This is a genomic window from Marinobacterium mangrovicola (genome assembly GCF_004339595.1).
Taxonomy (GTDB): Bacteria; Pseudomonadota; Gammaproteobacteria; order Pseudomonadales; family Balneatricaceae; genus Marinobacterium_D; species Marinobacterium_D mangrovicola.
Genome location: NZ_SMFU01000007.1, coordinates 195,388 through 211,000, shown reverse-complemented (window position 1 = coordinate 211,000; position 15,613 = coordinate 195,388). Strand labels below are relative to the sequence as shown.

At 58.7% G+C, this 15,613-nt stretch carries 15 protein-coding genes; 2 read left to right on the top strand and 13 right to left on the bottom strand.

The features are described 5' to 3' along the window. Window positions 1-2: 2 nt before the first annotated feature. The 11 genes from hypF to CLV83_RS01840 are packed head-to-tail and all read right to left on the bottom strand — an operon-like array spanning window position 3 to window position 9,106. Entirely contained in the window at window positions 3-2,348 is a 2,346-nt protein-coding gene (hypF, locus tag CLV83_RS01890) for a carbamoyltransferase HypF (protein WP_207894679.1), read from the bottom strand. Next, complete coding sequence (locus tag CLV83_RS01885; protein WP_132286725.1) at window positions 2,348-3,799, bottom strand: sigma-54-dependent transcriptional regulator; 1,452 nt, start codon at window positions 3,797-3,799, stop codon at window positions 2,348-2,350. Before CLV83_RS01885 ends, hypF begins: the two co-directional genes overlap by 1 nt. 39 nt (window positions 3,800-3,838) lie before the next feature. After that, window positions 3,839-4,795 carry a hydrogenase nickel incorporation protein HypB gene (hypB, locus tag CLV83_RS01880; RefSeq protein ID WP_132286722.1) on the bottom strand — a complete coding sequence of 319 codons (957 nt, stop codon included), beginning with the start codon at window positions 4,793-4,795 and terminating at the stop codon, window positions 3,839-3,841. A 1-nt stretch (window position 4,796) separates the two neighbouring features. Continuing rightward, window positions 4,797-5,129 carry a hydrogenase maturation nickel metallochaperone HypA gene (gene hypA / locus CLV83_RS01875; protein WP_132286719.1) on the bottom strand — a complete coding sequence of 111 codons (333 nt, stop codon included), beginning with the start codon at window positions 5,127-5,129 and terminating at the stop codon, window positions 4,797-4,799. Between the two features lies 1 nt (window position 5,130). After that, a complete protein-coding gene (locus tag CLV83_RS01870) occupies window positions 5,131-6,114 on the bottom strand; it encodes a hypothetical protein (protein WP_132286716.1) in 984 nt (327 codons plus the stop codon). Window positions 6,115-6,118: 4 nt separating this feature from the next. Continuing rightward, window positions 6,119-6,616 carry a [NiFe]-hydrogenase assembly chaperone HybE gene (gene hybE, locus CLV83_RS01865; protein WP_165900211.1) on the bottom strand — a complete coding sequence of 166 codons (498 nt, stop codon included), beginning with the start codon at window positions 6,614-6,616 and terminating at the stop codon, window positions 6,119-6,121. Then, window positions 6,609-6,827 carry a rubredoxin gene (locus CLV83_RS01860; protein WP_132286710.1) on the bottom strand — a complete coding sequence of 73 codons (219 nt, stop codon included), beginning with the start codon at window positions 6,825-6,827 and terminating at the stop codon, window positions 6,609-6,611. The genes hybE and CLV83_RS01860 overlap by 8 nt, the downstream gene beginning before the upstream one ends. Beyond that, the gene (locus CLV83_RS01855; RefSeq protein WP_132286707.1) at window positions 6,824-7,687 is read right to left on the bottom strand and encodes a hydrogenase expression/formation protein; all 864 of its coding nucleotides are present in this window, start codon (window positions 7,685-7,687) and stop codon (window positions 6,824-6,826) included. The genes CLV83_RS01860 and CLV83_RS01855 overlap by 4 nt, the downstream gene beginning before the upstream one ends. Before the next feature lie 15 nt (window positions 7,688-7,702). Continuing rightward, the gene (locus tag CLV83_RS01850; protein ID WP_132286704.1) at window positions 7,703-8,134 is read right to left on the bottom strand and encodes a thioredoxin domain-containing protein; all 432 of its coding nucleotides are present in this window, start codon (window positions 8,132-8,134) and stop codon (window positions 7,703-7,705) included. Continuing rightward, window positions 8,131-8,466 (bottom strand): HypC/HybG/HupF family hydrogenase formation chaperone, encoded by a 336-nt coding sequence (locus CLV83_RS01845; RefSeq protein WP_132286701.1) that lies wholly within the window; start codon window positions 8,464-8,466, stop codon window positions 8,131-8,133. The genes CLV83_RS01850 and CLV83_RS01845 overlap by 4 nt, the downstream gene beginning before the upstream one ends. Before the next feature lies 1 nt (window position 8,467). Next, window positions 8,468-9,106: a HyaD/HybD family hydrogenase maturation endopeptidase gene (locus CLV83_RS01840; protein ID WP_132286698.1), complete on the bottom strand. Its 639-nt coding sequence runs from the start codon at window positions 9,104-9,106 to the stop codon at window positions 8,468-8,470. 382 nt (window positions 9,107-9,488) lie between these two features. Here CLV83_RS01840 and CLV83_RS01835 point away from each other — a divergent pair, with 382 nt between their 5' ends. Next, entirely contained in the window at window positions 9,489-10,910 is a 1,422-nt protein-coding gene (locus tag CLV83_RS01835; RefSeq protein WP_132286695.1) for a two-component system sensor histidine kinase NtrB, read from the top strand. Between the two features lie 345 nt (window positions 10,911-11,255). Further along, on the top strand, window positions 11,256-13,490 hold the full coding sequence (locus CLV83_RS01830) for an NADP-dependent isocitrate dehydrogenase (RefSeq protein WP_132286692.1): 2,235 nt from the start codon (window positions 11,256-11,258) through the stop codon (window positions 13,488-13,490). A 107-nt stretch (window positions 13,491-13,597) separates the two neighbouring features. On the opposite strand, the gene CLV83_RS01825 is transcribed toward CLV83_RS01830, so the two are convergent. Both CLV83_RS01825 and CLV83_RS01820 read right to left on the bottom strand, forming a co-directional pair. After that, complete coding sequence (locus tag CLV83_RS01825) at window positions 13,598-15,223, bottom strand: diguanylate cyclase (protein WP_132286689.1); 1,626 nt, start codon at window positions 15,221-15,223, stop codon at window positions 13,598-13,600. Then, the gene (locus tag CLV83_RS01820) at window positions 15,171-15,611 is read right to left on the bottom strand and encodes a hypothetical protein (protein WP_165900210.1); all 441 of its coding nucleotides are present in this window, start codon (window positions 15,609-15,611) and stop codon (window positions 15,171-15,173) included. Before CLV83_RS01820 ends, CLV83_RS01825 begins: the two co-directional genes overlap by 53 nt. Window positions 15,612-15,613: the final 2 nt, after the last annotated feature.

The following is a 15,613-nucleotide window of genomic DNA, read 5'->3' as shown; positions in this document are numbered from 1 at the left end:
GATTAACCCTCTTCTACTGCATTATTCGTTATACGGCCCTTAACACTCAGGCCCATTCTGACTGCCCAGACCTGACCCAGGCTGATCGCGGCATCGTTGCTTGGCAGCTGGGTGGGTATCAGCACCCTTAGCCCTCCAGCTTCCAGTCGTCCTTTTAGCTGATCGCGCAGCGCGATATTCAGAAAACAGCCGCCACCCAAGGCCACAATATCCAGCGCCTGTTCCCGGGCGGATCGCTGGATCCACTCAGTCAACGCCTGCACCAGGGTAGCCTGAAAGCGCGCCGCACCAAGCTGTGGATCGGCTTCATCGATTAGTGAGGCCAGCAGCGGCATCAGATCCAGTATCAGCCCCGCTCCGGTGGCGCGGATCTCAAACAGCGAGCGGTCCGCTTCAACCTCTGTTCTATCTGCATTCCGCGCCAGCGCTTCGAGAAGCATCGGCGCCTCCGCTTCAAAGCTCTGTTGCCGACAGATCCCGAGCACACCCGCAGCGGTATCAAATAACCGCCCCAGACTCGATGTGGCCGGGCAGTTCAGCCCTCTATCCAACATCAGACGCACGCCCGCTGCTGCGGGATCATCGCCGAAGCGCTGCTCGATCAGCTCGGGGCGCCCCAAGCGATAAAACAACGCACTGGCCAGGCGCCAGGGCTCGCGAGCCGCCTTGTCACCGCCCGGCAAAGCGATAGAGGCCAACTCACCGAGTTGAGCAAACCCTCCCGCATCCACACGCAACAGCTCACCGCCACGCAACTGGCCATCGCTACCGAGACCCACGCCATCCAGGGCAACGCCTAACACCGGCTCACTGAGCCGATGCTCCGCCATCACCGCGGCGATATGCGCGTGATGATGCTGCACCGGATGCAGCGGGACACCCAGTTGTTCCGCCAGAGTTTGCGCCAGGCGACTGGCATAGAAATCGGGATGAAGATCACAGGCGATATATTCAGGCTTCACCTCAAGCAGCGCCTGCAGCTCGTTTACGCTGGCCTCAAGGGTACGGCAGTTAGCGGCGTTATCCAGATCGCCGATATGGGGCGAGATAAACGCATCGGCGCCCCGTGTCAGACAGAGCGTATTTTTCAGATAAGCGCCCAGCGCCAGCACCGCAGGCCCCTCGGATTTCAGCGCCACCCGTTTTGGCGCCAACCCGCGGCCCAGCCGGATCATCGCCGCCGGCGCCGAAATCGCATTCACCACCGAGTCGTCGCAGCGGTGTTCGATCTCACGGTTGTGCAGCACCAGCAGATCGGCGATCCCCGCCAACTTATGACGCGCTTCATCATTGGCCGTAATCAGCGGCTCGCCACTAAGGTTAGCGCTGGTCATCACCAGCCGTAGCGAATGCCGCTGATCTCGCCAGCCGACGCCTTCAGGCCGATCTGCGTACTCATGGAACAGCAACCAGTGCAGAGGACTGTGCGGCAGCATAACGCCCAAGCGATCCAGGCCCGGCGCGACACTTTCAGGCAACGGGCTCGGCTTTTTGACGCGTTGTAATACCACCGGCGCCGCAGTGGACTGAACCAGCTCCGCGCCCTGTTCGGTCAGTTCAACCAGCTCATCCAGCGAGGCGGGATTCAGCGCCATCAGCGCAAAGGGTTTGCCCGGGCGACGCTTACGACGGCGCAGTTCTGCGACCGCCTCTGCGTTGTCTGCATCACAGGCCAGGTGAAAACCACCCATACCGCGTAATGCGATAATCTCGCCGCGCTTCAGCGCCTCAACTGCAAGGCTTAGCGGATCACCCGCCAACCGTTCACCTGCTGGGCTTTCAGCCCAAAGCTCAGGGCCGCAATCGGCACAGGCGTTGGGCTGAGCGTGGAAGCGGCGATGCTGGGAATCGCTGTACTCGTCAAGGCAAGCCGGACACTGCTGAAACTCTGCCATGCTGGTGTTGGCGCGGTCATAGGGCAGCTGCCGAATCAGCGAATAGCGCGGCCCGCAGTGGGTACAGTTGATAAACGGGTAGCGATAGCGACGGTTAGCGGGATCGAAGAGCTCATCCAGACACTCTGCACAAACATTGGCATCGAGTGTCACCGGCAGCTTCAGTGCAGACTCGCCACGCTCGCTGGCATCGATACGAAAGCCCGGCCCGATGGCGCCATTGAATACTTCAGTTTCAATACCATCGATCTGTGCCAGCGGCGGTAGTTCGGCGCGCAGCCGCTGCTGAAAACGGGACAGCGCATCACTGCTGCCCCGAAGGTCGATTCTCACCCCCTGGCCGGTATTACAGACTTCACCGTCCAGACTGAGCGAGCTGGCCAATCGGTGCACAAAGGGGCGAAATCCCACGCCCTGCACCTGACCACTGACACTGAGCCGCAGCGCCGGCATTACTGGGTATCCAGCTCATAGCGTTCGATCTTCGCACGTAGCCCCACGCGGGACAGGCCAAGCTCGCGGGAGGCGCGGCTTTTGTTCCAGCGGTGGCGAATCAGGGTCTCGCGCAGGATCTGTTTTTCTAACTGCTCGACACGCTCTTTCAGCGTACCGCTGAGGTCCGCCACATCCGCCAAACGCGGTGCCGGCTCGCCATCGACACAGCTGCGCAGCACGCGCGGATGAATCAGGTCGGCACCAAGCACCGGCTCTTTCGCCATCACCAGCATGCGCCGCACCTCGTTCTGCAACTGACGTACGTTACCGGGCCAGGCGTAACCGCTCAGGCACTCCAGCGCCTCATCGCTGAAACCGTCCACCGGTTTGTCGAACGCCTCCACCGCACGATCAAGAAAGGCGTTAGCCAGCAGCGGGATATCCTGAGCGCGCTGCTCCAGCGCCGGCAGCTCAAGCGTCACTTCCGCCAGGCGGTAATAAAGGTCTTCACGGAAGCGGCCGGCGGCGACCTCCTCTTCAAGCCTGCGATTGGTAGAAGCGATCACACGCACATTGATCGGGCGGCGCTGGCTATCACCCACACGGCGCACCTCGCGCTCCTGCAAGACGCGCAGCAGCTTGACCTGAAATGCCGGCGAGATCTCGCCGATTTCGTCGAGGAAGATAGTGCCACCGTCGGCCTGCTCAAACAGCCCCACATGGTCGCTGATTGCACCGGTAAAGGCGCCCTTGCGGTGTCCGAAAAGCTCCGACGCCAGCAGCTCGTCCGGCATGGCGCCGCAGTTTTCCACCACGAACGGCTTGTCGGCTCTCAGGCTGTTGTAATGCAGCGCCCGGGCGAACAGTTCCTTGCCGCTGCCGGAGGGACCGGTTACCAGCACGGAGATATCGAACGGCGCTACCTGGGCGACCTGGTTACAGAGCTGATTCAGCGGGCTATCGCTGGAGCGCAGAATTTCGCTGAAATCGAAGCGCTGACGCAGGCGCTGCTTCTTGGCTTCAACCTGGTCCTCGACCTGAGGCGTGGTCAGACGCATCTCGGTAGCGAGCAGATCATTTTCCGATTGCAGCTCCACCATTCGACAGGCGTTCTGCAGCGTCAGCAGCAGGTGATCTGGATGCCAGGGTTTGGTCAGATACTGGAAAATTCCCGCCTCGTTAAGTCCGCGGATAATATCTTCAGAGTCGGTATAGCCGGAAAGTATCAATCGCGCGGTCTGCGGCCAGCGCTCGCGCACCTCGATCAGGAACTCGACGCCGGTCTGGCCCGGCATACGCTGATCGCACAGCACCGCCTGGATGCTATTCTCCTCGAGCAGCCTGAGCGCCGCTTCCGTACTGGTAGCGGTGAGCACATCAAACTCTTCGTCGAGGGTTCGCTCCAGCGTTTCCAGCGAGCGGATCTCATCATCGACGCAAAGCACTCTGGGGCGCGACGGGTACTGCATAGGTTTCTCTCCGTTCTGTGCTCTCCGTTCAGAGCGACGTTAGAGCAGCGCTTCCAGCGCCTGGGCCTGCTGTTTCAGGGCGTTGATCCGATCCCGAATACGGGCCGCGCGGCGCGCCTCGATCCAGTCGAGCCATTCGGCCATACCCTCGCCACTGCGGGCCGATACCTGAAGCACCTCGATATTCGGGTTCACGCGACGGGCATAATCGATACAGGCTTCCACATCAAAATCCAGATGCGGCAGCAGATCGGTCTTGTTCAGCAGCATCAGGTCCGCGGCATGGAACATATCCGGGTACTTCAGCGGCTTGTCTTCACCCTCGGTGACCGAAAGGATCGCCACCTTGTGCGCCTCGCCAAGGTCGAAAGCTGCCGGGCACACCAGGTTACCCACGTTCTCGATAAACAGTACACCACCTTCGAGTTCGCCGAGCCGCTCCAGCGCATGACCGACCATATGTGCATCCAGGTGACAGCCCTTGCCGGTGTTGATCTGAATGGCGCGAGCGCCGGTGGCGCGAATACGATCCGCATCGTTGGCGGTCTGCTGATCGCCTTCGATCACCGCCAGCGGCAGCCGCTCACCGAACATCTCGATCGTGCGTGTCAGCAGCGTGGTTTTACCCGAGCCGGGGCTGGACACCAGGTTCAGTGCAAACAGCGACGCCGCAGCGAAGCGAGCCCGGTTCTGCGCCGCATAGCGGTCGTTTTTGCCGAGGATATCCTGCTCTATCTGCACCATACGGCCCTGACTGAGCCCCGGCGCATGGGCATGAGCCGCACCCTGACCGTAATGCAGGTTCATCCCTTGCGCCACCAGCGGTGAGCTGTCGGCATCCGCATGTTGATGCGAGTGCTCAGGTAAATGGTCATGGCTATGGGGGTGGCTGTGATCATGCCCAGCGGCATGGCTATGTGCATGAGCGTGCTCATGATGGTGATGGTCACCTTCGATACGGGTTTCACCCTCGGCACAACCGCAAACGGTACACATTTTATTCTACCTCCAGCTCTTTTATTCTCAGCTCGTCGCCACGGGTCACCTGCAGTTGATAGCTGCCGCAGTGAACGCAGCTGTCGTACCTCTGGGTGATCGGCACCGTTGTTGCGCAGCCCAGGCACCAGGCCTCCCCGGGCAAATCGATAATATCCAGCAGCGCGCCCTCAGCCAGGGTGTTGCGCGTTACCGCATCAAAACAGAACCGCAGGGCTTCGGATTCCACCGCCGCCAGTGGCCCTATCTCCAGCCAGACATGTTTCACGCGGGTGTAGTTTTGCGCCAGGGACTGCTCCTCAAGCAGCTGCACTACCCCCTCAGCGATCGACATCTCATGCATCGTTGATTCTCACTTCGAAAGCCACGCAGGGATCGATGGCCAGTGTCAGCTCCCGGGTCAGCGCTTCGGCCGAGTCCCGGTCGATGACAACATTGTTGAGGCGCCGCACAAGCGCCCCCTCAGTATGAAAGTTACGGTCGGTGGGAGCCAGTATCTGCCAGCGCTCAACCCTGTCGCCGTCCAGCTCGATGCCGTGCATCAACCATCCCCGCGCGGTCAGTGCCCAACCGGTCGCCAAGCCATCGCCGCTGCTTTGCCCGAGCCCAGCCACCGCCTCAGCGGTCTCTCCCTCCAGCAGTGCCAGCGCGTCATCCACCTGGCTAACCAGAGTCTGAAGCACTTCAGCGATCACCCGGGCCGCATCTCGACAACCCACTGCAGCGACGACAGGTCCTGACTCCAGTGAGGGCTGCCCAGCCCCCGGCATACCCGGCTCCAGCACCTTGCCCGAAACGCCAAGCTCTATGCCGCGCCAGCGCTCACAGTGGTTAGCGATCCAGATATCCTGCTCGGTGGGCTGGCAACGCAGGCCCCGCCACCAGTTACCAAGCTCAACAACGACCAGCGCCGCTTCGGCCGGATCGGTCTCCAGCGCCTGGCTCAGCGTTTTGCATAGCCTGATGCACTGTGCAGCCGCATCGTCATCAACACTGGGGTAACGCCAGTCCAGCAGCAGGCGCATCAAGCTCTCGCGCAGCCTCTCAATCGCCACATGAGAGTTTCGCACCCGCTCGGTTTCGGCATCGGCGATGCACCCTCGCGCCGCTTCCAAAGCGCGGGTTGCGGCAACACGGTGTGCCACCGAGCAGATGGAGAACAGCATGCCGAGCAGCTCTACGGCCTGATCGGGGTGTCGCCCGTGCAGCAGCGCGCCGACCTGACCGGACGGTCGCAATAGCGCTGGTTTAACAGCGCTAATTTTGTGACCGTCGTGATAGAGATCGACCTGTAGCTTTCCTGCACTTATCGCTGTCATGAGATTAGTTTCCCTGGCTCGCTCCCAGCATGCGCCGAAACAGCTCCCGACGCCGTGGGTTTTCGGCCTGCGCAGCAGCATCCGGCGCTGCGCTGTTGTTCTCTGTCGATGGCTGCGGCGCCGTAAAGATCAAAGCCGCGATTTCGGCGGCCAGCGATTGCGCATCGACCTGGCTCTGTAGACCCAGCGTATCCGACAGTAATGAAGCGCTGCCATAATGCCCCACCGACTCGTTATAGGCGACGATACCTTCGTACTCACCGGATGCCAGAGACAGCACGCAGCTCTCCCCCTTGGGCGGCATCAGGCAAGGTTCATCCGGTCGCCACACCAGATTGAGACACCAGGGAAGGATCAATATTCCCACCTGAGCCCCATCCAGCTGTTGCCAGCCGAACATGGCCGGTTCCAGCGCCGGGTTATACATCGGCAGACCCGCCATGCGGGCAGTAGCTTCGCGATACACCTGCAGTATCTCGGCGGCGCTGTCCTGCTCAGTCATCGACCACCATGAACTGGTCAGGGTCGCCATCGCAGTTGGGGCAACGCCAGTGATCCGGCAGATCGGCAAACGCCGTTCCCGGCTCTATTTGCCACACCTCATCGCCCTCGGCAGGATCATAGATGTGCCAGCAGATCTTGCACTCCAGCCGGCTGTCAGGCGCGATGCGCGAACCATCACCGAGGTAGCTGCCTTCGAAACGCTCGCTCATACCAGCACCTCGCGCATCTCCTTGAGTCGTTCAGCGGAATCCTCCAGATCCTCTTTCGCCGCGCAGGCGACCTGCGGGATCTCGATCACTTCCAGCGTATCCAGGATCAACTGATCGGTACTGTTAAAGTACTGCACACGCCAGATACCCGGCACGGCGCAGGCACCGATGCGGCAGTTGCCATAGCCTCGCGACAGGATCACCACCTCGCCCTGCCCCAAGCGGGCGTTCAAGCAGTCATGATCTTCCGGCGAGAACGGTAGCAGCGACAGGTTAATCACGTGAGGCATCTGCCGAGACGACTGTTGATGGGCTCTGGCCACATCAAGGAGTTCAACCAGCACAGGGCCGGCATTGAGAATATCCTTGGGCAGGCTGGCCGAATCCAGCGGGGGGATCTCCGTTGCCGCGAAGGCTTTCAACCTTGCCAGTTCCGGCACATCCGCTACCTCCAGCCACTGACTCAGCAGCACGCCCGCCGCATCTACACGCTGCAGCCACCAGACTCCGGCCAATACGGTTTCCTGGGCACGGATCGGCTCCTCACCCATGATCTGCAGCGCCACCTCGCCCTCACCCAGCACCTGGTACAGCAGCGCCCTGCCGCTCTCTCCCAAATCATCCAGAGGGATTCGGCGGGTCGGCATGCCGGGACGATACTCATCCAGCGCTTCCTGCAGACGCCCCAGCAACAGCAGGGTTTCCGGCGATTCAGCCACGTGCTCGGCTTCTGGCAGACTGGGTAGCTCGAAGGTGTACATCTCCTTCGGCATCGGCATGTAGCTGAGCGCTTCCTCTTCAGACTTGGAGCCAGGACCTATGGCCGGCGTCAGGTCGAACAGCGGGATCTCCTTACTCATAAAACCGTAAACTCCTTAATGCCCGCAGGCTGAGGATTCATTGCCCGTAACAACCGGGATACCGATACCGGGGTTTCGACGCGGCTCGGAGACCAGCAGCCGCTCGATCTCGTCGATATACTCATCCCAGTTCCGAACCTTTGAGATCGCACCGAGGTAACGCCCCTGTTTCAGAAACACCAGGGTCGGCCAGGCGTTAAATCCGTAACGCCCCTGCAGGCTGCGCTCATCTTTCGCGGCGATCACTGCAGGAGAGAGCTGCGGAAAGCGTTTAACCAGTTCCGGCAGGATCACCGCCACATCCAGGCTTTCGGAAAAACGGTTCGGATCCTCGGCAAAAAACAGCACGCTGAACGCCTGCTCACGAATGAAGTCATCAACGCCATCGGCGTCCAGGCTGGGGTAGCCATAACGGCTGTTTAGCTGCTCAATCAGCGGATGGGTCATGATTCGTTCTCTATCTGTTGGTTTACTGCAGCGGCGCTGCGAAGGTGCTCAGGTAACTGCGGCTCTCGATCCACAAGATCGGCAAATAGCCGGTCTATTGCGTCAACATCGCCTCTAGCGCTGGCGTGCAACGCCTCAAGGGCACTGGTGACCTGAGCCGCACGCTCTGCACTGATGACATCACGGGCAGCACCCGCGAAGACCAGCAACCAGGCGCCAGGGCTTACCTGGTCAACCAGACGGGTATCCACCCAGACAGGTTCACCACGACCGGAGCAAAGCGCACGACCTGACTCGATTGCCAACACCTGCATCGGTACTCCGAGACACATGTCAGGATTCCTCGTTCAGATCGATGGCGGGATTAAGAAAACGGGCATCGCCGGTACGGCACGCCTGATCGGAAGCGGGACGGCCCTGCTCATAGGCCTGCAGCGCCAGTTGTCCCGGTGAGAGTTCCTCAGCCGCCAGGCCGGTTTCACTGCGCGACTCGGCCATTACGCCGCGCTCGGCTAGAAAGTTAAGCGCAATCTCCAGCGCTTCATCGATACGGTCGCGTACGACCGGGGTCAGGCTGCCGCCGAAATCTTCCAGAAGCTCCGGCTGCACGCCGATCAGCAACAACTCAGACGGGTAGCTGCCGGTGAACTCAGCCATGGCCAGGACTTCCTGAAAACCGGTCTGATGCAGGCTCATCTGTTTGGCGCCCATAAACTTGGGCACCTCCTCATCACGCACAATCTTCAGCGTTCCCGGTTTCAGGCCGTAATCCACCGCATCAAACACCAGCAGCCGGCTGGCATTCTGGACATGCTGTACGAGGTAAATGCCCTGGGTGCCGCCGTCGAGCAGCTTCACATCCTCAGGAAAGCGGTAACGCTGGTTCAGCGTTTCGACACATCGCACCCCGAAGCCCTCATCAGCCCAGAGCACATTGCCTATACCCAGTATCAGTGTTGTATCGCTTGTCATCGCTCATCCCCGGCAGTCGCAGCGTCTTCGGCTTGTCAGTTTTCCAGTTCACAAGGAACTTATTACCAAGCCCCCCTAAACAAAGACCATGCCACAACGCCAAAAGCGCTCTACGGGGTGTTACACCAGGGGTTACAGGCCAGGCGATAGATGAGGAAATGAAAACATGAATTCCACTTAACAAATATGAGTGGAATTTTAGTTTTCACCCACAAACCTGAAGCTTTACATTAAATTGCAGTTTGAGACGGTCCCGGCCAGACCTCGAATCGGCTATAATCACCGGACGATCAGAAAGTTACCCTCTGTCAGAACCGGGTAACCTGTTTTTCCGTAAGCTACTTTTTCCTCAGTTATCGCTTTCAAGGGCCTACATCCTCATATGACCCGTCTTTTTATTGCTCTTTGCACATTGATCGCCAGCCCGCTTGCCTTCGCCGACATTTTCGCTCCCTTCAGAGAAACTGACGGCAGCACCAACTGGCAGTATGTCGCCAACTTCTCCAGCGGGGTGCTGATCATCCTGCTGACACTGGTGGTACTGATTCTCTTCGTCACCTGGCGCCGCGCCCGTCGTTATAACCTGGCACTGGAAGAGATCCGCGGCCATCTTGAGCAGCGCGTACGTGAGCGCACCGCAAAGCTGGAGCAGGAAGTCTCCGAGCATGTGGTCACCACCAAGATGCTCAAGTCATCCCAGTCATATATTCAGAACATCCTGAGCTCCATGCCGCTGGTCCTGGTCGGCCTTGACCGCCAAGGCATTATCACGCAGTGGAACAAGCGCGCCGAGCAGATCTCCGGCATCAGCAGCGAGGACGCCATCGGCCAGAATCTCTGGGAGATCTACTCCGATATCACCGTTGCGCCGCGCCATATCGAGCAGGCACTTGAGAAGGGCGAAGCGATCACACTGCGCCATAGCCAGCCGGGCAGCTACCACTTCGATATCACCGTTTACCCGTTGCAGAACTACAGCGATCCGGGTGTGGTAATCCTGGTGGACGACGTGACCAAGCGCGTCATCGCCGAAAATATGCTGATTCACCACGACAAGCTCTCCTCCATGGGTGAACTCGCCAGCACCATGGCCAGCGACATCAACACACCGCTGCAGGGCATCCTGTTCGACCTGCGCAGCTTCCAGGGCGCACTCGAGTCCGGCAAGCTGCTGCCACCGGGGACCGAGCAGAGCCCAGAAAGCCAGCATCTGCACGAACTGCTTGAAAGCGCCTCGGAAAGCGGCCGCAAGGTGGAATCGATCATCCGCAACCTGCTGCAGTTTGCCCGCGGTCGCAGCGACAAACCGCAGAACGCCAACGCGGTGGATGTGATCGAGCACGCGCTTGAACAGTCACGAGACGTGCTTGCTGAACCCGATACCTTCCCGTTCACCAGCGTTCAGATCGAGCGGCACTACCAGGATGACGTGACGATGGTGCCCTGCTACGTGACCGAACTGCAGCAGGTGTTCCTGAGCCTGTTCCGCCACGCTTATCAGGCGCTGATCGAAAAAACGGAAGAAGGCTTTAAACCGCGAATTGATATCTATGTCGCCGAGAACTTCGATGCCCTTTCAATCCGTATCGAACACAACGGCGTCGGCCTCACCGCCGACGAGCAGATGTACCTGTTCGAACCGTTCATGCACAGCGACGGTACGATCGAGCAGGCCAAGGTTGGTGCCGCCAAACGTCTTTCACTGGCGTATTTCGTTATCACCGAACAGCACCAGGGTCATATGGCGGTCACTTCGGATCTTGATACTGGCACCGCGTTCCACATCCAGCTCGATCACGACTGATACCGGCAACTCACTTATCGGTATTCACGCTGGGGCCGCTCAGGCCCCATGTTTACTGGGCTGAAAGCAGGCACAACAGGCTTTGCCGTATTAGACTTAGGGCTAAAAACGGCAAAAAACGCCCCTTCCCGGCCATTTGGCCATATATCGAAGGCTCCTCTTTCGGTACAATGCGACGCCACAAAAATACTCATAAAGTAGGAACCTGCGAATAAATCCTGCAGTGTTTTTCTCCCCAGGAGTTGTTCGCAGACACCTGAACAACAAGTTGATTAGGGCGGCCAAAAGCCCCCTTCTCGAACTGCTTGCTTTGGCCAATCCAGCCATCTAACACTGGGGAAAAGAATGACGACATCAAATCAGAAAATCATTTACACCATTACGGACGAAGCACCGGCACTGGCAACCCACTCCCTGCTGCCGATCGTTCGCTCCTTCGCTGCTGCTGCCGGCATCGAAGTTGAAACCAGTGACATCTCTGTCGCCGCTCGTGTACTGGCCGCTTTCTCGGACCGCCTGAGCGAAGACCAGCGCGTTGCCGATTCCCTGGCCGAGCTGGGCGCCCTGACCCAGAGCCCGGACGCCAACATCATCAAGCTCCCCAACATCAGTGCTTCCGTTCCGCAGCTGCGTGCTGCCATCGCTGAACTTCAGTCTCAGGGCTATAACGTTCCCGAGTACGTCGAAGAGCCGAAGAACGACGAAGAGAAAGAGAACAAGGCGCGTTACAGCAAGATCCTCGGCAGTGCTGTAAACCCGGTTCTGCGTGAAGGTAACTCCGACCGCCGTGCGCCGGCTGCCGTTAAAGCCTTCGCTCGCAAATACCCGCACTCCATGGGCGAGTGGAGCAAAGCTTCCCAGTCCCACGCTGACTACATGCGCGGCGGTGACTTCTTCTCCAGCGAGCAGTCCATCACCATGGCTGACGCCGGTGACATCCGCATTGAGTTCGTTGGCAAAGACGGCAACGTCGAAGTGAAGAAAGAGCTGAGCCTGCAGAAAGGCGAAGTCTTCGACGGCATGTTCATGAGCGCCAAGAAACTGCGTGCGTTCTTTGAAGACACCCTGAACGACTGCAAAGAGACCGGCGTTATGTGGTCTCTGCACGTTAAAGCGACCATGATGAAGGTGTCTCACCCGATCGTCTTCGGTCACGCGCTGACCGTGTACTACAAGGATCTGTTCGACAAGTGGGGTAAGACCTTCGAAGAGATCGGCGTTAACCCGAACAACGGTCTGTCCAGCGTTTACGACAAGATCAAGCAGCTGCCGGACTCCCAGCAGGAAGAGATCCTGCAGGATATCCACGACTGCTACGCTGAACGCCCGGAAATGGCGATGGTTGATTCCGTTAAAGGCATCACCAACCTGCACATCCCGAGCGACGTAATCGTCGATGCGTCCATGCCGGCGATGATCCGCAGCTCCGGTAAAATGTGGGGCCGTGACGGCAAGCTGAAGGACACCAAGGCGGTGATGCCGGAGTCCACTTACGCGCGCATCTACCAGGAAGTGATCAACTTCTGTAAGACCAACGGCGCTTTCGACCCGACCACCATGGGCTCTGTACCGAACGTCGGTCTGATGGCTCAGAAAGCGGAAGAGTACGGCTCTCACGACAAGACCTTCGAAATGAAGGCCGACGGCACCATGCGTGTTGTTAACGCTGCAGACGGCGAAGTTCTGATGCAGCACGAAGTGGAGAAAGGCGATATCTGGCGTGCATGCCAGACCAAAGACGCGCCGATCCGCGACTGGGTCAAGCTGGCTGTTAACCGTGCCCGCAACTCCGACACTCCGGCTATTTTCTGGCTGGACCCGGAACGTGCTCACGACATGCAGCTGAAAGCCAAGGTCGAAGAGTACCTGAAAGAGCACGACCTGAGCGGCCTGGATATCCGCATCCTGGATTACAACAGCGCTATCCGTGAATCCATGGAACGTGCTATACGCGGTCTGGACACCATCTCCGTCACCGGTAACGTGCTGCGTGACTACCTGACCGACCTGTTCCCGATCATGGAACTGGGCACCTCTGCCAAGATGCTGTCCATCGTTCCGCTGATGGCCGGCGGCGGCATGTACGAAACCGGTGCTGGCGGTTCTGCACCGAAACACGTACAGCAGCTGGTTGAAGAGAACCACCTGCGCTGGGATTCCCTGGGTGAATTCCTGGCACTGGCTGCTTCTCTGGACGAGATGGGCATGAAGTACGACAACCCGAGCGCCCGCGTTCTGGGTCAGGCCCTGGACAAGGCTACCGGTCAGATCCTGGAGAACAACAAGTCTCCGTCACGCAAGGTTGGCGAACTCGACAACCGTGGCAGCCACTTCTACCTGGCTCTGTACTGGGCACAGGAACTGGCTAACCAGACCGACGACGCTGAACTGGCCAAAGTCTTCAAGCCGCTGGCTGACCAGATGAGCGCCAACGAAGCGAAAATCGTTGACGAGCTGGCAGCGGTTCAGGGCAAGCCGGTTGAAATCGGTGGTTACTACCACGCTGATCCGGCCAAGGCTTCAGCAGTGATGCGCCCGAGCGCAACTCTGAACAACCTGCTGGACTCCCTGTCAGTCTGATCCGACTGAATACAGAGCAACGGCGCCCTTTCACCAAGACCGGGCGCCCATTAAAAAACCGGCCTTGAGCCGGTTTTTTGTTGTCTGTCTGGTCGCAATCAGAGCCTCTACGCCTGGGACTGACTTCTCGCCACTGAATCGCCAAACACCTGATAGCTGTTCTTGTCGCCCTTCTTGACGATATACATCGCTTCATCCGCCGCTTCTACCATCCGCTCGATACTGAAGCCGACGCGATCCGACGTGGCGATACCGATACTGCCGCCCACCCGCACCCAAACCTCAGGGCGGATCTCCACCGGCTGTTCAAACACCGAAAGCAGGTTGCGGCCCACCGCATCCACCGCATCCGAACTCTGAGCCAGCATGGAGACGACAAACTCGTCTCCTCCCCAGCGGACAATGACATCATCGGCCCGCAAAGCACTCTTCAATCGCAACGAAATCTCTTTCAGCACTACGTCACCGGCCTCGTGGCCATAAATATCATTGACCGGTTTGAAGTCGTTCAGATCGATCAGACAAAGCACAAAGCTACCCGCACGGGACTGCGCCTGCTCAACCTGCCGCCGAAACCGCGCCTCGCCACCGCGCCGGTTCAGTAGACCTGTAAGCTGGTCGTGCGTGGCACCATATTCAAAGTGCTTTTCGATCAGAGCCCGGTCGGAGATGTCGGAGAAAACCACCTCGATATAGCCCATTTCAGCGCTGTTCTGCGACTCAATCAGAGAAAACAGGCTACGCACCCAGACCTCCTGCTCGCCAGCAAGCTTGAGGTCACGGAATACACTGGCGTTATTCTCACGCACAGTCGAAAGAATCCCTTCCACCAATTCAGGATCATAAAAAAGCTGTGATAGCGGCCGCGGCTCCTGCTGATCAAGATGCGGGTCCAGATGCGCAACCAGGGACTGAAACGCCTGATTGGCCAGAGAAAGCCGGTTTTGGCCATCCACCATCACGATACCGGCGTGGGAACCTTCAAAGATAAGGCGGAATTTGCGCTCCAGCTGCGCAATACGTCGGCTCTGCTCCGCCTCACTGAGGTAGGCCGCGTGAATCGCTGACAGCATTGAGTTGATGTTATCAGCCAGATAGCCGATCTCATCCTGACTGCGCGTCGAGATCTGATTGATAGATCCCTCGTCGCTCAAATTGATCTTTTTTAACTGCCGCACTACCGAACCGAGCGGTCGGGTTACAACCACACGCACGGCCCAGAGGATCGCCACGGAAACCAGTAACAGCAAAGCCAGTTGACCGCTGACTACCGAACGTCCCTTGCTGGCAGCAAGCTTCTCAATGTAATCCAGGTCCGCGTAGACCTTGATACTGCCTACTGTTTCGGCGGCGGAAAAAGGAGAGGCCAGCTCAAGCACGAAGTCGGGGGAGCGTCCAGATTGGACCGCGCCGGTCGAGACCAGCCCGCCGCCATCAATGTCGATGCTGACCATGGATATATAACGACTGCTCTGCAGGCCTGCACTGATCTCGGTTGCCAGCTGAAGATCTTGCAGATAAGCAGCAATCGCCGCATTGCCTTCGACAACGGCGACCATCTCCCTGACCATGGTGATAACACCCGTGCGCTCCTGCTCCTGAGCGCGCAGATAATTAAGATAGCCACCGACAAAAAGAAATGCCGTAGCCAGGCAGAGAATGGCCAGGGCTATCTGAAGATCAAGGCGCTCCCTGATCCTCTTTAATAACGAAAATGGTTTTAAGCTGTTCATTTTCGCTGTCCTCTGGCAAGTAGCCTAGCGCGCTCGGATTTCTTGCCAGCAGCCCGGCAACATCTTCCGGCTTGGTCACACTCATGGGCGGCGTCGCACGTCCGGTGAACATAAGCCTTGCCCAGTATGCGTTGACTTCTGAAACTTTCATACCGATCAGCGCCTGATAAAACTCTGCCCTGACGGGCGAATCCACTGGCGCATCAATTTTCATAACAGGCGAGCCATCAGGCAGACTGTGCGAACGCCCCATGTAAAGGTCCACCAGCTCACGCTTGGTGATGGTATCTACCGGTGAGTCCTTGCTCACCACCACCAGAATATCGCCAGCATAGAGCGACCCACTAAAGGCTAGCAGTATCCACACGGCTTTGATCATCCAATTCATAG